General features: G+C 42.5%; 14 protein-coding genes. 7 read left to right on the plus strand and 7 right to left on the minus strand.

Features of this window, described 5'->3' with window-relative positions:
• Positions 1-120 precede the first annotated feature (120 nt).
• Entirely contained in the window at positions 121-1,446 is a 1,326-nt protein-coding gene (locus tag HWQ37_RS25215; protein WP_292752431.1) for a TIGR03279 family radical SAM protein, read from the minus strand.
• Positions 1,447-1,659: 213 nt separating this feature from the next.
• The gene (locus tag HWQ37_RS25220) at positions 1,660-2,484 is read right to left on the minus strand and encodes an undecaprenyl-diphosphate phosphatase (protein ID WP_292752434.1); all 825 of its coding nucleotides are present in this window, start codon (positions 2,482-2,484) and stop codon (positions 1,660-1,662) included.
• 541 nt (positions 2,485-3,025) lie between these two features.
• Between HWQ37_RS25220 and HWQ37_RS25225 the strand changes: the two genes are divergently transcribed.
• The 3 genes from HWQ37_RS25225 to nadB all read left to right on the plus strand — a co-directional run bounded on the left by HWQ37_RS25225 (position 3,026) and on the right by nadB (position 6,612).
• Positions 3,026-3,805, plus strand: a complete 780-nt coding sequence (locus HWQ37_RS25225) for a DUF3120 domain-containing protein (protein ID WP_292752437.1) — start codon at positions 3,026-3,028, stop codon at positions 3,803-3,805.
• A gap of 534 nt (positions 3,806-4,339) precedes the next feature.
• Positions 4,340-4,768, plus strand: coding sequence for a photosystem II complex extrinsic protein PsbU (gene psbU / locus HWQ37_RS25230; RefSeq protein ID WP_292752439.1), 429 nt, complete (start codon positions 4,340-4,342; stop codon positions 4,766-4,768).
• A gap of 164 nt (positions 4,769-4,932) precedes the next feature.
• On the plus strand, positions 4,933-6,612 hold the full coding sequence (nadB, locus tag HWQ37_RS25235; protein ID WP_292752442.1) for an L-aspartate oxidase: 1,680 nt from the start codon (positions 4,933-4,935) through the stop codon (positions 6,610-6,612).
• 66 nt (positions 6,613-6,678) lie between these two features.
• Here nadB and HWQ37_RS25240 read toward each other — a convergent pair whose 3' ends face one another.
• The 4 genes from HWQ37_RS25240 to btpA all read right to left on the minus strand — a co-directional run bounded on the left by HWQ37_RS25240 (position 6,679) and on the right by btpA (position 12,257).
• Positions 6,679-6,885 carry a hypothetical protein gene (locus tag HWQ37_RS25240; RefSeq protein WP_292752445.1) on the minus strand — a complete coding sequence of 69 codons (207 nt, stop codon included), beginning with the start codon at positions 6,883-6,885 and terminating at the stop codon, positions 6,679-6,681.
• A 774-nt stretch (positions 6,886-7,659) separates the two neighbouring features.
• On the minus strand, positions 7,660-9,864 hold the full coding sequence (locus tag HWQ37_RS25245; RefSeq protein WP_292752448.1) for a CHASE2 domain-containing protein: 2,205 nt from the start codon (positions 9,862-9,864) through the stop codon (positions 7,660-7,662).
• 418 nt (positions 9,865-10,282) lie between these two features.
• A complete protein-coding gene (locus HWQ37_RS25250) occupies positions 10,283-11,266 on the minus strand; it encodes a vitamin K epoxide reductase family protein (RefSeq protein ID WP_292752451.1) in 984 nt (327 codons plus the stop codon).
• Between the two features lie 142 nt (positions 11,267-11,408).
• On the minus strand, positions 11,409-12,257 hold the full coding sequence (gene btpA, locus HWQ37_RS25255; protein WP_292752454.1) for a photosystem I biogenesis protein BtpA: 849 nt from the start codon (positions 12,255-12,257) through the stop codon (positions 11,409-11,411).
• 756 nt (positions 12,258-13,013) lie between these two features.
• Between btpA and rimO the strand changes: the two genes are divergently transcribed.
• The 3 genes from rimO to HWQ37_RS25270 all read left to right on the plus strand — a co-directional run bounded on the left by rimO (position 13,014) and on the right by HWQ37_RS25270 (position 16,887).
• Positions 13,014-14,333, plus strand: coding sequence for a 30S ribosomal protein S12 methylthiotransferase RimO (rimO, locus tag HWQ37_RS25260; RefSeq protein ID WP_292752456.1), 1,320 nt, complete (start codon positions 13,014-13,016; stop codon positions 14,331-14,333).
• Between the two features lie 260 nt (positions 14,334-14,593).
• Positions 14,594-16,126: a DEAD/DEAH box helicase gene (locus HWQ37_RS25265; RefSeq protein ID WP_292752459.1), complete on the plus strand. Its 1,533-nt coding sequence runs from the start codon at positions 14,594-14,596 to the stop codon at positions 16,124-16,126.
• A 182-nt stretch (positions 16,127-16,308) separates the two neighbouring features.
• Positions 16,309-16,887: a Uma2 family endonuclease gene (locus tag HWQ37_RS25270; protein ID WP_292752462.1), complete on the plus strand. Its 579-nt coding sequence runs from the start codon at positions 16,309-16,311 to the stop codon at positions 16,885-16,887.
• A 10-nt stretch (positions 16,888-16,897) separates the two neighbouring features.
• Here HWQ37_RS25270 and HWQ37_RS25275 read toward each other — a convergent pair whose 3' ends face one another.
• The gene (locus tag HWQ37_RS25275) at positions 16,898-17,845 is read right to left on the minus strand and encodes an aldo/keto reductase (RefSeq protein WP_292752465.1); all 948 of its coding nucleotides are present in this window, start codon (positions 17,843-17,845) and stop codon (positions 16,898-16,900) included.
• Between HWQ37_RS25275 and HWQ37_RS25280 the strand changes: the two genes are divergently transcribed.
• On the plus strand, positions 17,835-18,092 hold the full coding sequence (locus HWQ37_RS25280) for a hypothetical protein (RefSeq protein WP_292752468.1): 258 nt from the start codon (positions 17,835-17,837) through the stop codon (positions 18,090-18,092). The genes HWQ37_RS25275 and HWQ37_RS25280 overlap by 11 nt on opposite strands.
• Positions 18,093-18,110: the final 18 nt, after the last annotated feature.

The following is an 18,110-nucleotide window of genomic DNA, read 5'->3' on the forward strand; positions in this document are numbered from 1 at the left end:
AAAAAGGGGGGAACCGGAATCAAAGTCCCCCTTTTTAAGGGGGATTTAGGGGGATCTAAAACGTTTTTTTACCAAGAAGAGAACTTTTAAAACATCCTCTAAAGAGCTAAGAAAAATAACTTAAATAATACAGGTATTGATTAAATCTTCAACTCCTCCTACTGGCAAGATTTTTGTTCCCAATTTGTCGGCTAATTCTTCAATAGTCATATCATCTAAAAATACCAATTCACCATGTTTGAGCATTACATTTGGCAGTAAAATCCCTTCTCCCAAATCCTGCCCTTGCAAGTTCAACAGCAAATCATGACCAGTTAGCAACCCCGTGACAGTGATACTCTGTCCCCAATAATCACTGCATAAAGCACGCATATTTACTTCTAAACCTTCTACAGAATTTAACTGTTTCAAGATAGGTTTAAAGGCGTTTTCGACTGCGTTGCCTACTACCCAAGTTAATTTTCTCTGAGGATAAACTTTTGGTGGTAGTAACTTTGTCGCGGCGGCTGTAAATTGCTTGATAAACAACTGAATTGAACCAACACCATTATCAATTTGGGGATACTCTTCATATTCAGATTCGCTCGGCAATTCTTCACCTGCAATCAAAAACCATTCATCAGCTAACCAAGCAACATTAGAGGAAAACTTTTGGCGAAATTGCTGCGAGAGTATTCGCACTTGAGAAATCACTTCTTTCGCTTTTTCTTTGGTTACGGGTGTGAGTTCGTCTTCTGGAGGCCGAAACCTTGTCAACCCAACTGGCACAACTGCCACTGATGCCACCGTAGGCACTTCCCCAGCATGAAAAGATGCTAAATCTTTTAGGGTTTGCTCCAGGTGTTCGCCATCATTTATACCAGGACAAACAACAACTTGAGCATGAATTTGTAGCCGTCTTTCTTGAAACCACTTGAGTTGTTGCAAGATTTGTCCCGCACGGGGATTTTTCAGCAGTTTAATTCTAACTTCTGGCTCCGTGGCATGAACAGAAACATACAACGGAGACAAACGCATTTGTTCAATCCGTTGCCATTCTCTTTCTGGCAAATTGGTCAGGGTAAGATAAGAGCCGTATAAAAAGCTTAGGCGGTAATCGTCGTCTTTAAAATACAAGCTGGTGCGCTTACCTGGTGGCTGTTGGTCGATAAAGCAAAATGGACACCGATTATTGCACTGAATTAAGCCATCAAATAGGGCAGTTTCAAATTCTAGCCCCAAGTCTTGGTCATAATCTTTTTCGATTTCCAAGCTGTGAGTTTTACCAGTAGCGTCTAAAACTTCTAGTTCCAAGACTTCATCAGCACACAAAAACTGATAATCAATTAAATCACGGGGACGTGTACCATTGATTGCAACGATCGCATCTCCAGGTTCAAAGCCAATCTCTGCGGCTATTGAGTCTGGAAGAACTTTGGTGATTCGGGCAGGATTAATGGTAATCATTGGGAATGGGGCGTTAGGAGTTAAGAGTTAGGAGTTAAGAGTTAGGAGTTAGGAGTTAAGAGTTAGCGGGGCGTTGAGCCAGTACTGAGTAAAGAAGTGAGATTTCCCACTCAGCACTCAGTACTCCTGAAGGGCATTGGGAATGGGGTATCAGTCATTTGCTTTGGACAAATGACAAATGACAAATGACCAATGACTAATGACTATTATGAATTATCCTTTCCAACCTGCTGCGATCGCTAGTAAGATCACACTACCGAATGCTAATCTATACCAAACAAAAATCAAAGTGTTTTTGGTTGCCAAATATTTGATCAAAAATGCAATTGATAGGTAGGAAAAAATAAAGGTTGAAATAATTCCTACAATTAACAGTCCCACAATATTATCTGGCAACTGATGGGCTTGAAACAACTTGAATATTTTCAGGCTTTTATACAGTGTCGCAATGGTAAGAGTTGGAAACCCTAACAAAAATGAGAATTTCGCTGCTGTAGCGCGTTCTAATCCTAAAAATAAGGCAGTTGTCAACGTTGAGCCAGAACGAGAAACTCCCGGAATCAAAGCAAGTGTTTGTCCCAATCCAACCAAAATACCATCCCGAATCTGCAATGAATCAAAACCTCGCTTGCGAGTGCCAATTTTTTCTGCCAAAGCTAGTATGAGTGCCATGATAATTGACATGATGCCAATAATTAATGCACTCTCAGGTAAAACATCTTTCAAAAGAAAGCCGAAAATTAAAGCTGGCATTGTTCCGACTACAATACCGACAAGAATTTTCCATTCTTCGCGTTGCCAGTCTTTCTCTCTTAGTGCTTCGATTCCACCTTTGACAATGCTATAAATCAACGACCAAAAATACCCAACAATGGCGATAACACTGCCAAATTGAATCGCATCAACAAAATCTTTAGAACCTAGTTCTTTCCAACCAAATATCTTGGTAAAAATCAGAAGATGTGCAGTACTGCTGATTGGCAAAAACTCTGTAATACCTTGCACAATCCCCAAAATAAAAGCTTGAATAAACTCCATCTGCAATTAATACCTTTTTCGTGTTTTAGACATTATTTTTGGGATGATGATGTTGTTTTATATACTCTCTATTGCACCCAATCTTGTAGAAAATTCAATTTTAGCGATCGATAACATCATCGAAGACGCTGACTATGTTCTTACACCCACCTCAATAAGTCAACGCAATTTGAGAAATTCATCAAACTTTAATATTTAGCGGACTGATACCAGTTCACCTCTCGCCTCTCTGTAGTCTCCATTTACAACGAACTACAAAAAAGTTATGTACATAGTGCCACTTTAACTAACTTTGGGGGTTTAAGTTCCCCTGCCTAAGAAGGGCGGCACGTTTTGTGACGGGGATTTGCACCCCGACACAAAACGTAATTGCGAATTGCGAATTGCGAATTAGTTTAATGGATTCCTCTGGCGCAGGGATGTTTTGTTTGGTTTGCGCCAACACTCCTAAAAATTTCGGTATAATTACAATGCCCCAGGGGGGGATTTTAAAGTGTGATATCTTAAATAAGATAAAGTTTAGTAACAAATATTAAAAACTTTGATTAATAATACACTGTCCTCTTACAGCGCTTCTACCCCTTCTATTGATACTGAGTTAGATTTAGCTGATACTGGGCAGAAGGGTATCAGACAATTGGAATCTACACTCTGCCTTTCTCCGTCTCTCCCCTCATCTATTTCTGCCCGACAAACTTGGTTAGTGTTTGCGGCGGCGGTGTTTTTGGTAACAGTGCCAGTATTTATAGAAGCGCCAATAGTGCGATCGCTACCAAGTCTGAGTTTAGCGCTGACAGGATTTTGGGTATGGCTAAGTTTTGTCTTAATGTCACGTCCTGCAACTTACGTCTGGGGGGATTTGCTCTTGGGGTTTAGCTGGAGTTGGTTAGCAGGAGCGATTTACTGGGGCTGGTTACGCTGGGAACCTTTATGGCATCTGCCGGTGGAGTTTATCGGTTTACCCTTTGCTTGCTGGTGTCTGGCGAAGAATTGGGGCAAGGTAGGTAACTGGTTTTATTTAGGTTCTTTACTCGGTACAGTTTTAACAGATGTATATTTTTATATAGTAGATTTGATGACATATTGGCGGCAAATCATGAGAGTAGATGCAGATGTAGTACCGCAAATATTACAAAATGCTCTCATGCAAGTACAAGCACCTTGGGGACAAACTTGGGCGATAATTCTCGCCGTAGCGCTATTAACAGTAGGTATTTCAGCTTTAAGCCAAAAGCAAAAACACTGGTATGCCTTTGGTGGCGCAGTTTTAAGCACAATTTTGGTAGACAGCCTATTTTTGCTAGCTGCGATCGCTGCATGAAGAAGGCAGGAGGCCCAATCTACGACACATCAAAAATGATGCTGTAGATGATTAATTAGTTAAGAAATATTACATAAAAATCCATCAGCATCAAGTCTTTTTTGGTAAGGTTTTCAGTCTTAGAAATCGCGCAGTTTGGTGTCTGCTTCAGAGGTAGAATCAGCTACCCTGAAAAGATTTCATCTCGCTGAGAACACCACCGGGATCGTTGATGCAACCCTATCGCAGCCATACAGACACTCTGACCGTGATGAAAATTTTTGCTAAAAGTACAGTCAAACCCAGTAACGGTAAATATTGTGGATATTAATACGCTGTATATTAGTTTCTGATGACTGCTGTGTTGACTAAGCTATCAGCTTTTGTCCTTTGTCCTTTGTCAGTTGTCCCTTGTCCTTCGTCACTTGTCAGTTGTCCTTTACAAATGACCAATGATGACTAATGACTAATGACCAATGACCAATGACCAATGACTAATAACTGTTGTTAGCTTAAAACTTTTATTTCTGTTTGATGGAAAGAGGTAAAAAAATCGTGAAAGGATTGGCGCGTTTATTAACAGTGTTTACTTTGTTACTTAGTTGCTGGGGATGGTTGGGAACAACTCAGATAGCCCAAGCTGCTAGTTTCAACAGTTTTGCTTTTCCCCAAGTCCCAGTTCTGGCAATTGAGCGGCAGAATCGGGCAGACGCTAAACTAGGAACGGAATTTGGTAAAAAAATTGATTTGAATAATACCAACGTCCGAGCTTTTCAACAGTTTCCAGGGCTTTATCCCACCCTGGCTAAGAAAATCATCACCAATGCTCCCTACCAAAAGGTAGACGATGTATTGGATCTTCCAGGATTGAGCGATCGCCAAAAAGAAACCCTGCAAGCCAACCTCGATAAATTCACCGTGACAGAATTAGAACCTGCCTTCAATGAAGGAGACGATCGCTTTAACAACGGTATCTACAGATAACTGAATTGCAGTTAATGTAGCAAATAGCAGCCCACTCCTGATTCTAGGGAGTGGGGCATGATATGAGTTAGGAGTTAGGAGTTATGAGTTATGAGTTAAAAATTCAAAACTCCTCACTTCTAACTCCTCACTTTTAACTCCTAACTCCTCACTTCCCCATTACCTTGTCTCAGATAATAGATATTCTCAGCCAATTTGATGTCTTAGTAGTCGGCGCTGGTGCAGCTGGACTATACACAGCGTTGTGTCTGCCAGAATCCTTGCGAGTCGGCTTGATTACCAAAGAAACCGTTGCTTTATCCGCCAGTGATTGGGCCCAAGGTGGCATTGCCGCAGCGATCGCCCCAGAAGATTCTCCCACGCTGCATATTGAAGATACGATCCAGGCAGGTGCCGGTTTATGCGATCGCACTGCTGTCGAATTTCTCGCCCAACTTGCCCCTAGCTGTATTCAATCCCTAGTTAACTTGGGGGTAGCTTTTGACCGTCATGGTCAAGCCTTAGCTTTAACTTTGGAAGCCGCCCATTCTCGCCGTCGTGTTCTCCACGCTGCGGATACCACTGGCAGAGAAGTTACCACCACCCTTACCGCCCAAGTATTACGTCGCCAAAATATTCAAGTCATTCAGCAAGCTTTGGCTTTGAGTTTGTGGATTGAACCCGAAACCGGTTGCTGTCAAGGAATTAGCCTGTTTTATCAAGGTAAAATCACCTGGATAAGAGCTGGTGCTGTGGTACTAGCAACTGGCGGTGGCGGCCAGGTATTTGCCCAAACCACTAACCCGGCGGTGAGTACGGGTGATGGGGTAGCGATCGCATATCGGGCTGGGGCTATCCTCCGCGATTTAGAATTTGTCCAATTTCACCCTACCGCCCTCACTAAACCCGGTGCCGATCGCTTCTTAATCAGTGAAGCTGTACGCGGTGAAGGCGCACATCTCATCGATAATCAAGGGCGGCGTTTTGCCTTTGACTACCACCCTGCGGGTGAACTTGCACCCAGAGATATCGTCAGTAGAGCAATTTTCAGCCATTTACAACATACTGCCCTTGATTTGGCGACTGCCCATGTGTGGTTGGATATGCGCCCCATCCCCGCCGACAAGATTCGTCACCGCTTTCCCAACATCATCAAAGTTTGTCAACATTGGGGCATTGATGTCTTCCACGAACCAATTCCTGTAGCGCCAGCCGCCCATTACTGGATGGGTGGAATTGTGGCGGATCTGATGAATCGCACAAATATCTCTGGTTTGTATGCAGTGGGTGAAACCGCTAGTACAGGGGTGCATGGGGCAAATCGCCTTGCCAGTAATTCCCTTTTGGAATGTATTGTGTTTGGGGCGCAAATGGCTAATATTAAGTTAGAAAATATTGGGCTGTCCTCAGAAATACCAGAGTTGCCGTTACGAAAATTTAGTCCTGATGCTAGTGAGTGGCACATCCAACAAGCACAGCTAGAAGCACTCAGGGAGAAGTTACCGCGTCTAGTATGGGAAAGTGCTGGTATTTGTCGGGAGCAATCAAGGCTGGAAAGTGCGATCGCTACTATTGAATCTTGGCAACAAGATTTTGCTGCCTTGCCTTTAACTCAATTCTTGCTTGCTTTACGTCCAGTAGAACCCGCTAGTTTTGACCTACCAGATGTTGAACGGCAATTGGGACTTTGGGCCGAAACCCGCAATTTATTAGATATAGCTGATTTAATTCTCAAAAGTGCTGCTTTTAGAACCGAAAGCCGAGGCGGACACTTCCGTTTAGATTATCCTCAACCAGATCCAAATTGGCAAGTCCACACACTTGTACAAACACATCAGTGGTGGAAATCTCCACTTTTGTCTTGAATAAACTAACTCATCGCGCTGCTTTACCACTATTTAAAATCTAAAATCTAAAATCTAAAATTGCCCTCAGCGAGTGCCGGTACCATTATGGCTCTCGGGGCCACCATAATTTGGTGGAATATATACGTCTTTTAAATTTTCAGAATTGACCTTGCGGGCGACTAAGGTGTTATTGCTAGTAGCGCGAAAAGCATTAGCACTTGCACTACTGAATGTACCTGTGCAAGTGGCAATTTTAGGTATCAGTATAGAAACACCTATGCAGAATATCATAAACTTTGTGATTCGGAAGTTAGTTTTCATAGCTTTCATAGCTTTCAGTAAAATTACTAATTTTTCATTTTAAAACGCATTTTTTATTTCTCACCGTATATTTACTGTGCTTTTTGAAAAAAATGTTTTAACTTTATGAACTTATTGCTGGTAGTCTACAAATCATTGTGGGATTTGCTTGTATATTAACCTTAATCTGCGGAATATAAAATAGTCTTTATACTTAAGTAGTATTCTTAAAAAGCGGTTTTTACATCAGTCTAAGGTTAGATATGTCAATGATTCACTACGAGCATTTTGCTTAATTCATTGTTTATTAATAATATCTTAATATTTCTAAGTATAAACACTATGTTCCCGAAATTGGGAGTTCATAAAAACATGAAATAATACTTATCTGATTGTATAGTTAAGACTTAGTTGATTAAAGATGTGTAAAGATAAAACAACATATTTGTAATACTATAAGGATTTCTAAAACTAAAAAACAACGTAATAAATGAGTCAGTACGAGTATAATTTGTAATGTAAAAATATTTACACTAAAAATTTATTTTCCTAATTATCTCTAATCGGTAATTGCTTTCTGACATCAGTTATTAGATTTAGTCCTTAAGGGAAAAAGCCTTACTAGGTATACATCTTGGCTAAAAAATTAAATCCGACATATTTTTTCAAGACAGTGCCTTAGACGTATCTCCAACCTAAATTCCTAATTTAAAGGTAAAAATTGTGACTAAAGTGAAAAAATCTGGAAACTTGACTCTTTAATAATTAAGCAAATTCGTAGCGATTTTTACCCAGGCGCTTGGCACGGTACATTGCTGTATCAGCTTGTTTCATCAAAGTTTCACTATCTTGACTGTTGTATGGGTAAACACTAATGCCAATACTGGCAGAAACTCGGATTGTATAGCCATCCAAAACAATTGGCTTAATAATACTACTTAAAATTTTTTCGGCCACTTTTGCAGCTATTTGAACATTAGGAATTGCCTGTAAAATCACAGTAAATTCATCACCACCCAAACGAGAAACTGTATCACTAGCGCGTAAAGAGTTGCTGAGTCTTTCAGCAATAGTCATTAGCAAGCGATCGCCCCTCTCATGTCCCAAATTATCATTGACTTGCTTAAAGCCATCTAGATCGATAAACAGCAGTCCCAGCAACAAGTTGTTGTGTTGCGCCCAATGCAAAGACTCGTAAAGTTGTTCGGCAAAAAATTTGCGATTCGATAAACCAGTCAGGGGATCGTGATAGGCTAAATAACGCAAGTGGTCTTCTTTGAGTTTTAATTCATTATTAGAGCGAAATAGTTCAGCAGCAGTACGCTTCAGATGTTCTTCCATCAGCTTACGCTGAGTAATATCTCGGATGACACCAACTAAAAAGAAATTGCCAGCTGAGTCTTTGTGGAGCGATCGCTTAGTGGCAATATGATGAGTCTGTCCATCGGCATTTGTAAATTCTTCTTCATGTTCCTGGGGTTGCTGAGTCCGAAAAACAAGATCGTCATGTTGTCGGAACACATCAGCTTCATGTTTTGGGAAAAAGTCATAATCTGACTTTTCAATTAATAACTTATTTGGATAACCGATAAATCGACAATAGGCTTCATTTAAAACAATCCACTGGTGTCGTTCATTTTTCACAAAAATTGGATCGGGAATCGTGTTGATAACGTGGTGCAAAAATTCTTTAGAACGTTTCCACTCTTCCTGTATATGAGCAATATGACTAGTCATCCAAATAGCTGAGATGCCAAAGCAAACCACAGAGGGAATCAGAGGTATCCACCAACCGGATAAGAAAGCAAAGTATGCACTCACGGTCAATACAAAGCAAGAAACTAGGATACAGACGAGACTCCTAGTTGCGTTTCGTATCCGCCATATCGTCACAGCTCCCAGATAAGACCAGATAAAAACCCACAAGTATTCTACCAAGTCAGGCCAAACTTTGAGTAATGGTCGGCCATCAAGAGCAGCAGAGATTAACTCACTAATAAAATAAGCCTGTAATTGAATACCAGCTACAGGTTTTGCCGTACCCATTACACTGCTGGAGTAGGGAATAAATACAAGATCTGGGAGACTGGGTGCAGTGGAGCCAATAAGTATAATCCGATCCTTGATGAAGTTTTCTTTAACTTTACCTGCTAGGACATCTCTTATAGATACCTGGCGAAAACTACAAAATTCCTTAGATGAACCTTGACATTTAGGTTTGGGAAAATTGGTTAAAATTTGGTAGCCTCGATCGTCAGCTCCTACATAAGCACCATCATTAGCCTCAAAACGAGTAAATACTGCCTTACCTAATTGCAAATACTCAGGATTGCTTTTTGCTTTGGTGGGAGTAATTCCTTTTGACTCTAAATACAATAAAGCCAACTTCAGGGCAAAACTTTCGTGTACTTCATTTTTAACATGCCAATACAACAAACTGCGACGCACTTTACCATCAAGATCGTACAGCACGTTATTAAAGCCCACTTGATCCTGATTTAGTCCTTGTGGAGGCAAAACACTAATGTTTTTGTTGTTGTCATTTGCTAGTAGTTCAATACCAATTAAGTTGGGCATTGACTTATAAGTATTACGCAGTTCCTGATTACCAGGCTCTACTGACAAATTTCTGTAGATATCTAAGCCAATCGCACGAGGTTTGTGGACATTTAATTTTTGCAACAATTGGGCAATCTTCGTATCTGGAATCGGCCACAAACGTACTTCGTTTAAATAAGCCTCATCAATCACTACGATCGTAATCCGGTCTTCTGGCGGTTCATTTGGACGTAAGCGAAAAAATTGATCTAAAGCTGCCAACTCCAAAGATTGCAATAATCCGATGGAGTGCAAAAGCAGGACGCAGACTGCAACGCTGGCCGCAGTAATCAATTCTCTGTGTCCTCGACTAAGCGATTGTTTCAGTCCAAAGATTAACTTCACAAAACGCTTGCCTAGCTGCTGATTCATTCCCATTACCTAGTAGGCAGAAATATTCTCTATTTTCTATAGCTATTAACTGCTCCGAAAACTTATCTAAACCTAATCAATAAGTTAGTGTTTTCTTCCTACTTCATCCAAGGTAGACGGCTACTTCTTGTCCACAGGCGTATAAGTTAAGATCGAGCCAACCTTACTTTTTTAGATGGTGCATTTTTCAAATTAATTGCGGCATTTTCATCTCTGTCTAAAGTATGATTGCACTTTTGGCACTAATTTCCTTTAGCTTATAGTGTTTGCAGGTAAAAGCTGGAGAAAAGTTGCGATTGGGTATTAGACAAAACCTATTATCTATTACCAAAAACAAAAAAGCCAACTGGAAACATATTTTACTGTATTCATCCAGTTGACTATGGGGTGTGAACTACTGAAGATCGGTGTAGGTACTTTACTTGAAATACTTGAAGTTCCGAGGCCCTGTGTAACCAGAAACTTTCGCTAGTTCCTCTAAGTTTTGGACTCCGCTATAGCTTTTACCATTAACGATCCAAGTGGGGAAGCCTTCAATTTTTGCGGCTTTACACAGTTCGATTTGAGCTTTGACTCCATCGGGGGCGCACTCTACCTTAACACCATTATTGATTATTTCCTCAGCTTCTTTGCCAAAAAGCAGCTTTTGTTCGTGACAGTGAGGACACCAGTAAGCGCTGTATTCCTTTGCGCCTACCTTGGACAGATGGCGTGCTAAGGCTATTTCTGCTTCACCAGAAGTAGTGGTAACTTCCCAACCGAATGCTGGGTTAGGGTCTCCCTTGGAAGTAAAGGTAATTTTTGTGGGTTGTCCAGGAGTTTCAGGTGTAACATTTGATTGATTCACACCAGCATAGACACCTAAAGTACCAATTAGTGTTACCATCCCGACAATCAGGGTGGTAAACAAGATTTGTCCAATATCCTCCCAAGTCCGACCGATAATCGTTAGTATCAAAAGACTCACAGATAACAAAGCTGAACCGATACAGTAAGGACAAATAGCTTTGATTTGAGATGTCAGCACGTACATTAAGTAGCCGCTAAAAACAGACATAGCGATCGCACCCGCCAGCAGCAGCCACCACGTCCAATTTTCTAATTGTTTGCGGTTATTGTTTTCCCCTGAGTTGAATACCAAGGGAGTCAAAGCCAATATCACCATACTGGTGTATGCCAAAAACCCAAACAAAGCTAAAGGCTGACCAAAAACCGTTGCCCAAGGACTGGAAAGCACATCATTACAGCCCTTAGCACCAGCCTGTGCCACACAAGCGGCACTGCCTCCGGTTAACTTTTCTATGGTCAGATAACCTGTTATCAAAGCACCACATCCAGCGATCGCGGCAATCAATGGACGTGACCATTTATGAATCCAAGGAGTAGAACGACGGCGAATCATAAATTGTTATTGGTTAATGGGCATTGGGCATTGGGCATTGGGCATTGGGCATTAGTTATTTCTCCCCATTGGGGATTGCGGATTGGTAATTGGGTATTGAATATTATTTATTTCTCCCCATGCCCCATGCCCCATTCCCAAATTAAGAATGTAACTTCACTTGTTCTGCTGATTTGCTTTCACCTTTAGAGTTCCAATTGCGACGTGCGGCCTCCACAAATTGACTGACACGAATTGGGTCAATGGGTTGCTCTATCCGTCCATGACGTTTCAGGGAACTGGAAACTATGACACCATCTGCTGCTTGCATCAATGTATCAATATTTTCCCAATTAGCCCCACTCCCGATAAAAACTGGCGTGCCATTTGCTGCGCCACAAGCTAGTTCCAAATCTTCTAAGTTAGGAGGACTACCAGTAGCCCAGCCGGATAAAATTACTCCGTCTGCTAAACCCCTTTCAATGGTGTCTTTCACCGCGACTGTGAGATTTGGAGAACTCAAAGGACGGGCGTGTTTCACCAAAACATCGGCCAGGATTTTAACATCACAACCCAATTCCCGTCGATAGCGCAGTAGTTGATGGGCTTCTCCCTCAATTAATCCTTGGTCGGTTGCCATTACGCCTGTGAGGATGTTGACGCGGATAAATTGTGCCTGTACGCAGCTAGCGATCGCTATTGCACTTTTGGCATCATTTCGCAAAACATTTAAACCTATCGGCAAAGTCACCAAATTCTGTATCCGTTGCACCACAATGGTCATAGCACTTACAACCACTGGATCTACTTGGTTTTTAGTAAACGGCGCGTCGAAAAAATTCTCGACAATCAGACCGTCAACCCCTCCACTTGCCAGGGCTGCGGCTTCTTGTTCGGCACGATCAATTACCGCTTTTAAACTACCTCCCCAACGGGGCGAGGTAGGCAGTGGTAGCAGGTGAACCACACCAATAATTGGGGAACGAGTTTTAAATATCTGATATAAGTCCACGTCTTTAATCCGCCTCGCGGAGTCCAGAGTCCAGAATTTTTTGACTATTGAACGCCAGTTCAACACTACTCCCCTTAACAGAGGCAACCTCTATAGGGGGTAGCTCTTCAACGGGGGAAAACCCCGCACGCGACTGGCTCCTCTTGACCCTTGACTCTTGACTTTCCATTAAATAGTCAAATGTGTTTTATGATAGTCGGCTTACCGCTTCTTTCCTGAGATGGAAATTGGCGTGAAACCTCCCATAAGATATGTTAAGATAAAACCTGGCTACAAGAGGAGTTTGCCACTCACTAGACGCAAGGCAGCTTTCCGTGGTTTAGGCGTCTTGTCCGCGCACACTCGTAGGACTTGCCAATCGCCAGGGTAGCATTACTGCTTTATAGGCGTAGTCGCTTTCGTCGATTTCCCGGAGGGTAGCGACTTCTCACAACAGGCCCTTTGGGCGGCTTCCCGATGGGTAGATTAACAACGCACACGCTGCGGTAATGTAAAATACCAATAAGCGAATTGTTAAAAAACATTACAAGTGTCAAATGTACCCAAAGACACTTCAATTTACCCTGGGGAACAGATTGATAAAAATATCATAACATGACCTCTATTTTTATTATTGATAGGGTCAAATGGTTACGGACAGTTTCTGACAGTGAGAATCTGCCGCCGTACTGTTATTAGAAGGATAGCGATCGCCAAAAAGCGAAACTAGCGCTGAAATGTTTGACTACAAGAAAAAAATGAAGATATTTTCCAAATATGGGTGATAAGCCAACAATTGCCATTTCTCACCTGGGCTGCGAGAAAAATCGAATTGATACAGAACACATGCTAGGACTGCTCGTAGAAGCAGGTTACGGTGTAGATACAAACGAAGAATTAGCAGATTACGTTATTGTTAATACTTGTAGTTTTATTGAAGCGGCTCGCCAAGAATCTGTCAGAACTTTGGTAGAACTGGCAGAGGCAAACAAAAAAATCGTCATCACCGGCTGTATGGCGCAACACTTCCAAGAACAACTTTTGGAAGAGTTACCCGAAGCAGTAGCCGTTGTCGGCACTGGTGATTATCAGAAAATTGTGAATGTAATTGAGCGTGTTGAACTTGGCGAGCGGGTTAAACAGGTTAGTATTGAGCCAACCTACATTGCCGACGAGACTACACCGCGCTATCGCACTACAACCGAGGGCGTTGCTTACCTGCGGGTTGCCGAAGGTTGTGATTATCGTTGTGCATTTTGTATAATTCCTCATCTTCGAGGGAACCAGCGATCGCGTACTATTGAATCTATAGTCGCCGAAGCGGAGCAGTTAGTTAGTCAAGGGGTAAAGGAAATTATTTTAATTTCCCAAATCACCACTAACTACGGTCTAGATATTTACGGTCAGCCAAAATTAGCCGAATTACTTCGCGCTTTGGGGAAAGTAGATGTACCGTGGATCAGAATGCACTACGCTTATCCCACGGGACTGACCCCAGATGTGATCGCGGCGATTCAAGAAACACCCAACGTCTTGCCTTATCTGGATTTGCCCTTGCAGCATTCTCATCCAGATGTTCTCCGCTCCATGAATCGTCCTTGGCAAGGACGCGTAAATGATGGGATTATAGATCGCATCAAAACGGCGCTACCAACAGCCGTGTTGCGGACGACATTTATTGTTGGTTTCCCAGGAGAAACAAGCGAGCATTTTGAGCATCTACTAGAATTTGTTCAAAGGCATGAATTTGATCATGTTGGTGTCTTCACCTTTTCCTCTGAGGAAGGAACCCCAGCTTATAAGTTGCCAAATCATTTGCCCCAATTGGTGATGGACGAGCGCCGATACCAACTTATGGAAATCCAGCAACCGATTTCCCAAAAGAAAAATCAACAGGAAGTAGGCAAAATCGTCGATGTCCTGATTGAGCAAGAAAATCCTGAAAGTGGTGAATTAATCGGTCGTTCAGGTAGATTTTCCCCAGAGGTTGATGGTCTGGTATATGTCAAAGGCCAGGCAAAATTAGGAACCATCGTGCCAATAGCGATTCACCACGCTGATACATACGACCTCTACGGTCAGGTAGTCAATAACTAAATTGTTATTTTGTCTTTTGTCCAAAGTCTATTTGTTAAATGACCCTTACAGATTCACCCTTATTCTGAGGTCAACACTGCATTAATAGCAGTTTTCATGAGGGTTTACCTGAAGTTCGCGGATTCGTTGGCATAGCTTCTCCAAGAGTTGAGGCTACTAATAGCCAATAACTAATAACTAATGACTAATGACTAATGACTAAATAACTAATGACTAAATGACTAATCCAAAAATCCTTAGATAAAATTTAGGACGAATTAATGACTCTTTCATTTCAAGAATTAGGCATTTCCCAAGAACGTGTCGAACAACTAGAAAAAATCGGTTTTACCGAACCAACTAACATTCAAGTACAAGCAATTCCCCAATTGCTTGCCGGTCGTGATGTAGTCGGTCAATCTCAAACTGGAACAGGCAAGACGGCAGCATTTTCACTGCCAATTTTAGAGCGGCTAGATATCAATCAAAGAGCCGTGCAAGCCATAGTTTTAACACCAACTCGTGAATTAGCGATGCAAGTTCACGATGCGATCGCGCAATTCATCGGTAACGAAGGATTGCGGGTGTTAGCAATCTACGGTGGTCAATCAATTGACCGCCAAATGTTACAACTCAAACGTGGCGTTCACATGGTTGTGGGTACTCCCGGACGGGTGATCGATTTGCTCGATCGCGGCTGTTTAAAGCTCGATCAAGTCAAGTGGTTTGTGTTGGATGAAGCTGATGAAATGTTGAGCATGGGCTTTATCGACGATGTGATCAAAATCCTCTCGCAAGCGCCCGTAGATCGCCAAACAGCCTTATTCTCGGCAACAATGCCCCCATCAATTCGGATGTTGGTGAACAAGTTCTTGCGATCGCCGGCGACTGTCACCGTTGAGCAACCAAAAGCCGCTCCCAACAAAATTAATCAAGTAGCTTACTTGATCCCCCGCCACTGGACAAAAGCCAAAGCTTTACAGCCAATTCTGGAAATGGAAGATCCAGAAACAGCTTTAATCTTCGTCCGCACCAGACGCACCGCCGCCGAACTCACCAGTCAGTTACAAGGCGCTGGTCACAGTGTCGATGAATATCACGGTGATTTGTCGCAACAAGCGCGGGAACGGTTATTAGTCAGATTCCGTAACCGTCAAGTTCGCTGGGTAGTAGCAACTGATATTGCCGCACGTGGATTAGATGTCGATCAACTTTCCCATGTGATCAACTACGACTTACCCGATAGCGTAGAAACTTACGTCCATCGCATTGGTCGTACTGGTCGTGCTGGTAAAGAAGGAACAGCAATTTCTTTAGTACAACCATTTGAGCGCCGCAAGCAGCAAACATTTGAACGTCATAACCGCCAAAATTGGCAAGTGCTGACGATTCCCACACGCGCCCAGATTGAAGCAAAACACATTCTGAAATTGCAAGAACAAGTGCGCGAAGCTTTGACAGGTGAGCGTTTGGCTTCATTCTTGCCGATAGTTAGCGAACTGATTGCAGAATACGATGCTCAAGCGATCGCCGCAGCTGCACTACAAATCGCTTACGATCAAACTCGTCCCGCTTGGTTGAGTTCAGACGTAGAAATTCCCCAAGAAGAATCTTCTGCTCCCAAACCCAGACTCGGCAAACGTCGTGAATCTTCTTCTAGCGATCGCCCCCGTTCTGCTTGGAAATCAGATAACAGCAATGGAGAAGAAAGACATTCTTCACCCAAGCCAAAACTGCGGACAAGTGGCCAGGAGTCTTCTGCATCCCCTAGTAAAAAGATAGGTTCACCTACAGCTAGAGAATCAGCTTCTTAGTTAAGAGTTAGGAGTTAATCAATTTTGGATTTGAGGTTTTTTCTTCAATCCAAAAGTCAAATTGGAGAGTTGAGAGTTAAGAGTCAAGATTTTGACTTTGGCTCTTGACTTTTTGGCTTTTTGGGTAACTTTTTCTACCAGTTTGTAGGAAGATAAATTAAAGATGCATTCTTCGTGGTCTTATGTTCACTATTCCAGACTTAGAGCAACTACAAGCAGAGCATCCAGAATGGCAGATGGAGCTGGTAGACGGAAATATAGTTGTTATGGGGCCGTCAGATTATGAGTCAGAGGAAATAGGCTCTGAGTTAGCTAGATTACTTGGCAACTGGGTACGCCCACAAAGGCTAGGACGGGTAACGGGTTCTAGCGCTGGTTTTATTTTGCCTACATTAGAAACTGAAAACGGGAAAGAAGCTGATAACGAAAAACGAAATCTCCGCGCTCCTGATGTATCTTTTGTTCGTGCTGATCGACTTAAAATAAGCAAGCGCTACTTTGTAGAACTTGTACCTGATTTGATGGTAGAAATAAAATCTAAGTCAGACCGGATCAAACCACTGGTAGAAAAGATTCAGCTATTCTTACAACTTGGATGTACAGTTGGTATCCTGATTGATCCTGACAAATTGACGCTCACAGTTTATCGACTTAACCAAGAACCAATAGTTTTGCAGGACAACGACAAACTGACACTACCAGACTTACTACCAGGTTGGGAGCTAGTAGTGTCAGAAATTTGGCCTCCTGTGTTTGAGTAGTTGAGAAATACTACAGCCAAGGACGACTAACTAGTTCTAACTCTCGAATTTCATCGTCGCTCAATTTCCAGCCCAAAGCACCAGCATTTTGCCGCACCTGTTCGGCTGTCTTCACCCCAGCAATGGGAATAACGTTCCCCTGAGCAATTAACCAGTTGAGAGCAACTTGGGCAGGAGTGCGATCGTATTTTTCCCCGAAGTTGCGTAGCAAAGATATAACTGGGGCAATTTTTTGCAGACCTTCTTTCTTAAATCGCTGGTCTATTTTCCTTGCACCAGTAGGAGTTTCAGCACTATCAATACTGTATTTGCCTGTGAGTAATCCTTGTGCTAAAGGACTATAAGCCAAGATAGTCACACCCAACTCACGCGCAGTTGTGATAATACCTTTGCTTTCAACTTGGCGACTGAGTAAAGAATAGCGGACTTGGTTTACAGCTAAAGGCACTCCACGGGTTGCCAATATTTGATGCGCGTCCCGCATTTGCTCGGCTGAGTAATTACTCACACCAACTGCGGCAATTCTGCCCCGTTTCACTTCATCCGCTAGGGCATTCATCAAAGTTTCTTGACTTAAAAAGAAGGCAAAAGGCCAATGCACTTGATACAGGGCGATTCGCTCTAATTGCAAACGTTTGAGGCTGGCTGTTAAAGCATCAGAGACGGATTGGGCTGTAAATCGCCACGGTAGGGGGCCAAATTTTGTAGCGATTTGTACAGGTTGTTGTGTCTGTTGCAGAAATTGTCCCAAAAATTTCTCTGATAGTCCCATTCCGTAGACTTCGGCAGTATCAAAGAAGGTAATACCAGCTTCTAAGGCTGCGGTAAAGGCTTCTTGTAACTGTTCTGGACCATAGCGATCGCCATAATTCCAAAATAGTTTATCACCCCAAGCCCAAGTGCCGATGCACAAGGGCGTAACAACTGGGCCATTTTGCCCCAATGTGATGTTTTCCACAGTTGCAAAATTTAGTTTATTTACATTTCTTTACTTTTATAGTGTATCGTTACAGACAAGATTGGGTGCGATCGTCACCACTTGGCTGCAAATATTGTGGTGCCGCAGCTACGCCCGTCGTAGACATCGCGCCTTGCATAAAAATTTAAAACCTGAATCAAACGCGCATAAACAAGATCCCCGACTTCTTCGAGAAGTCGGGGATCTGCGGGTCGCAATTCTCACAAATCAAATAGGATTGCTATAGTTGAGTGTATTTACTTGT

Origin of the sequence: Nostoc sp. NMS4 (genome assembly GCF_017115095.1) — a bacterium.
In the GTDB taxonomy this organism is placed as follows: Bacteria; Cyanobacteriota; Cyanobacteriia; order Cyanobacteriales; family Nostocaceae; genus Nostoc.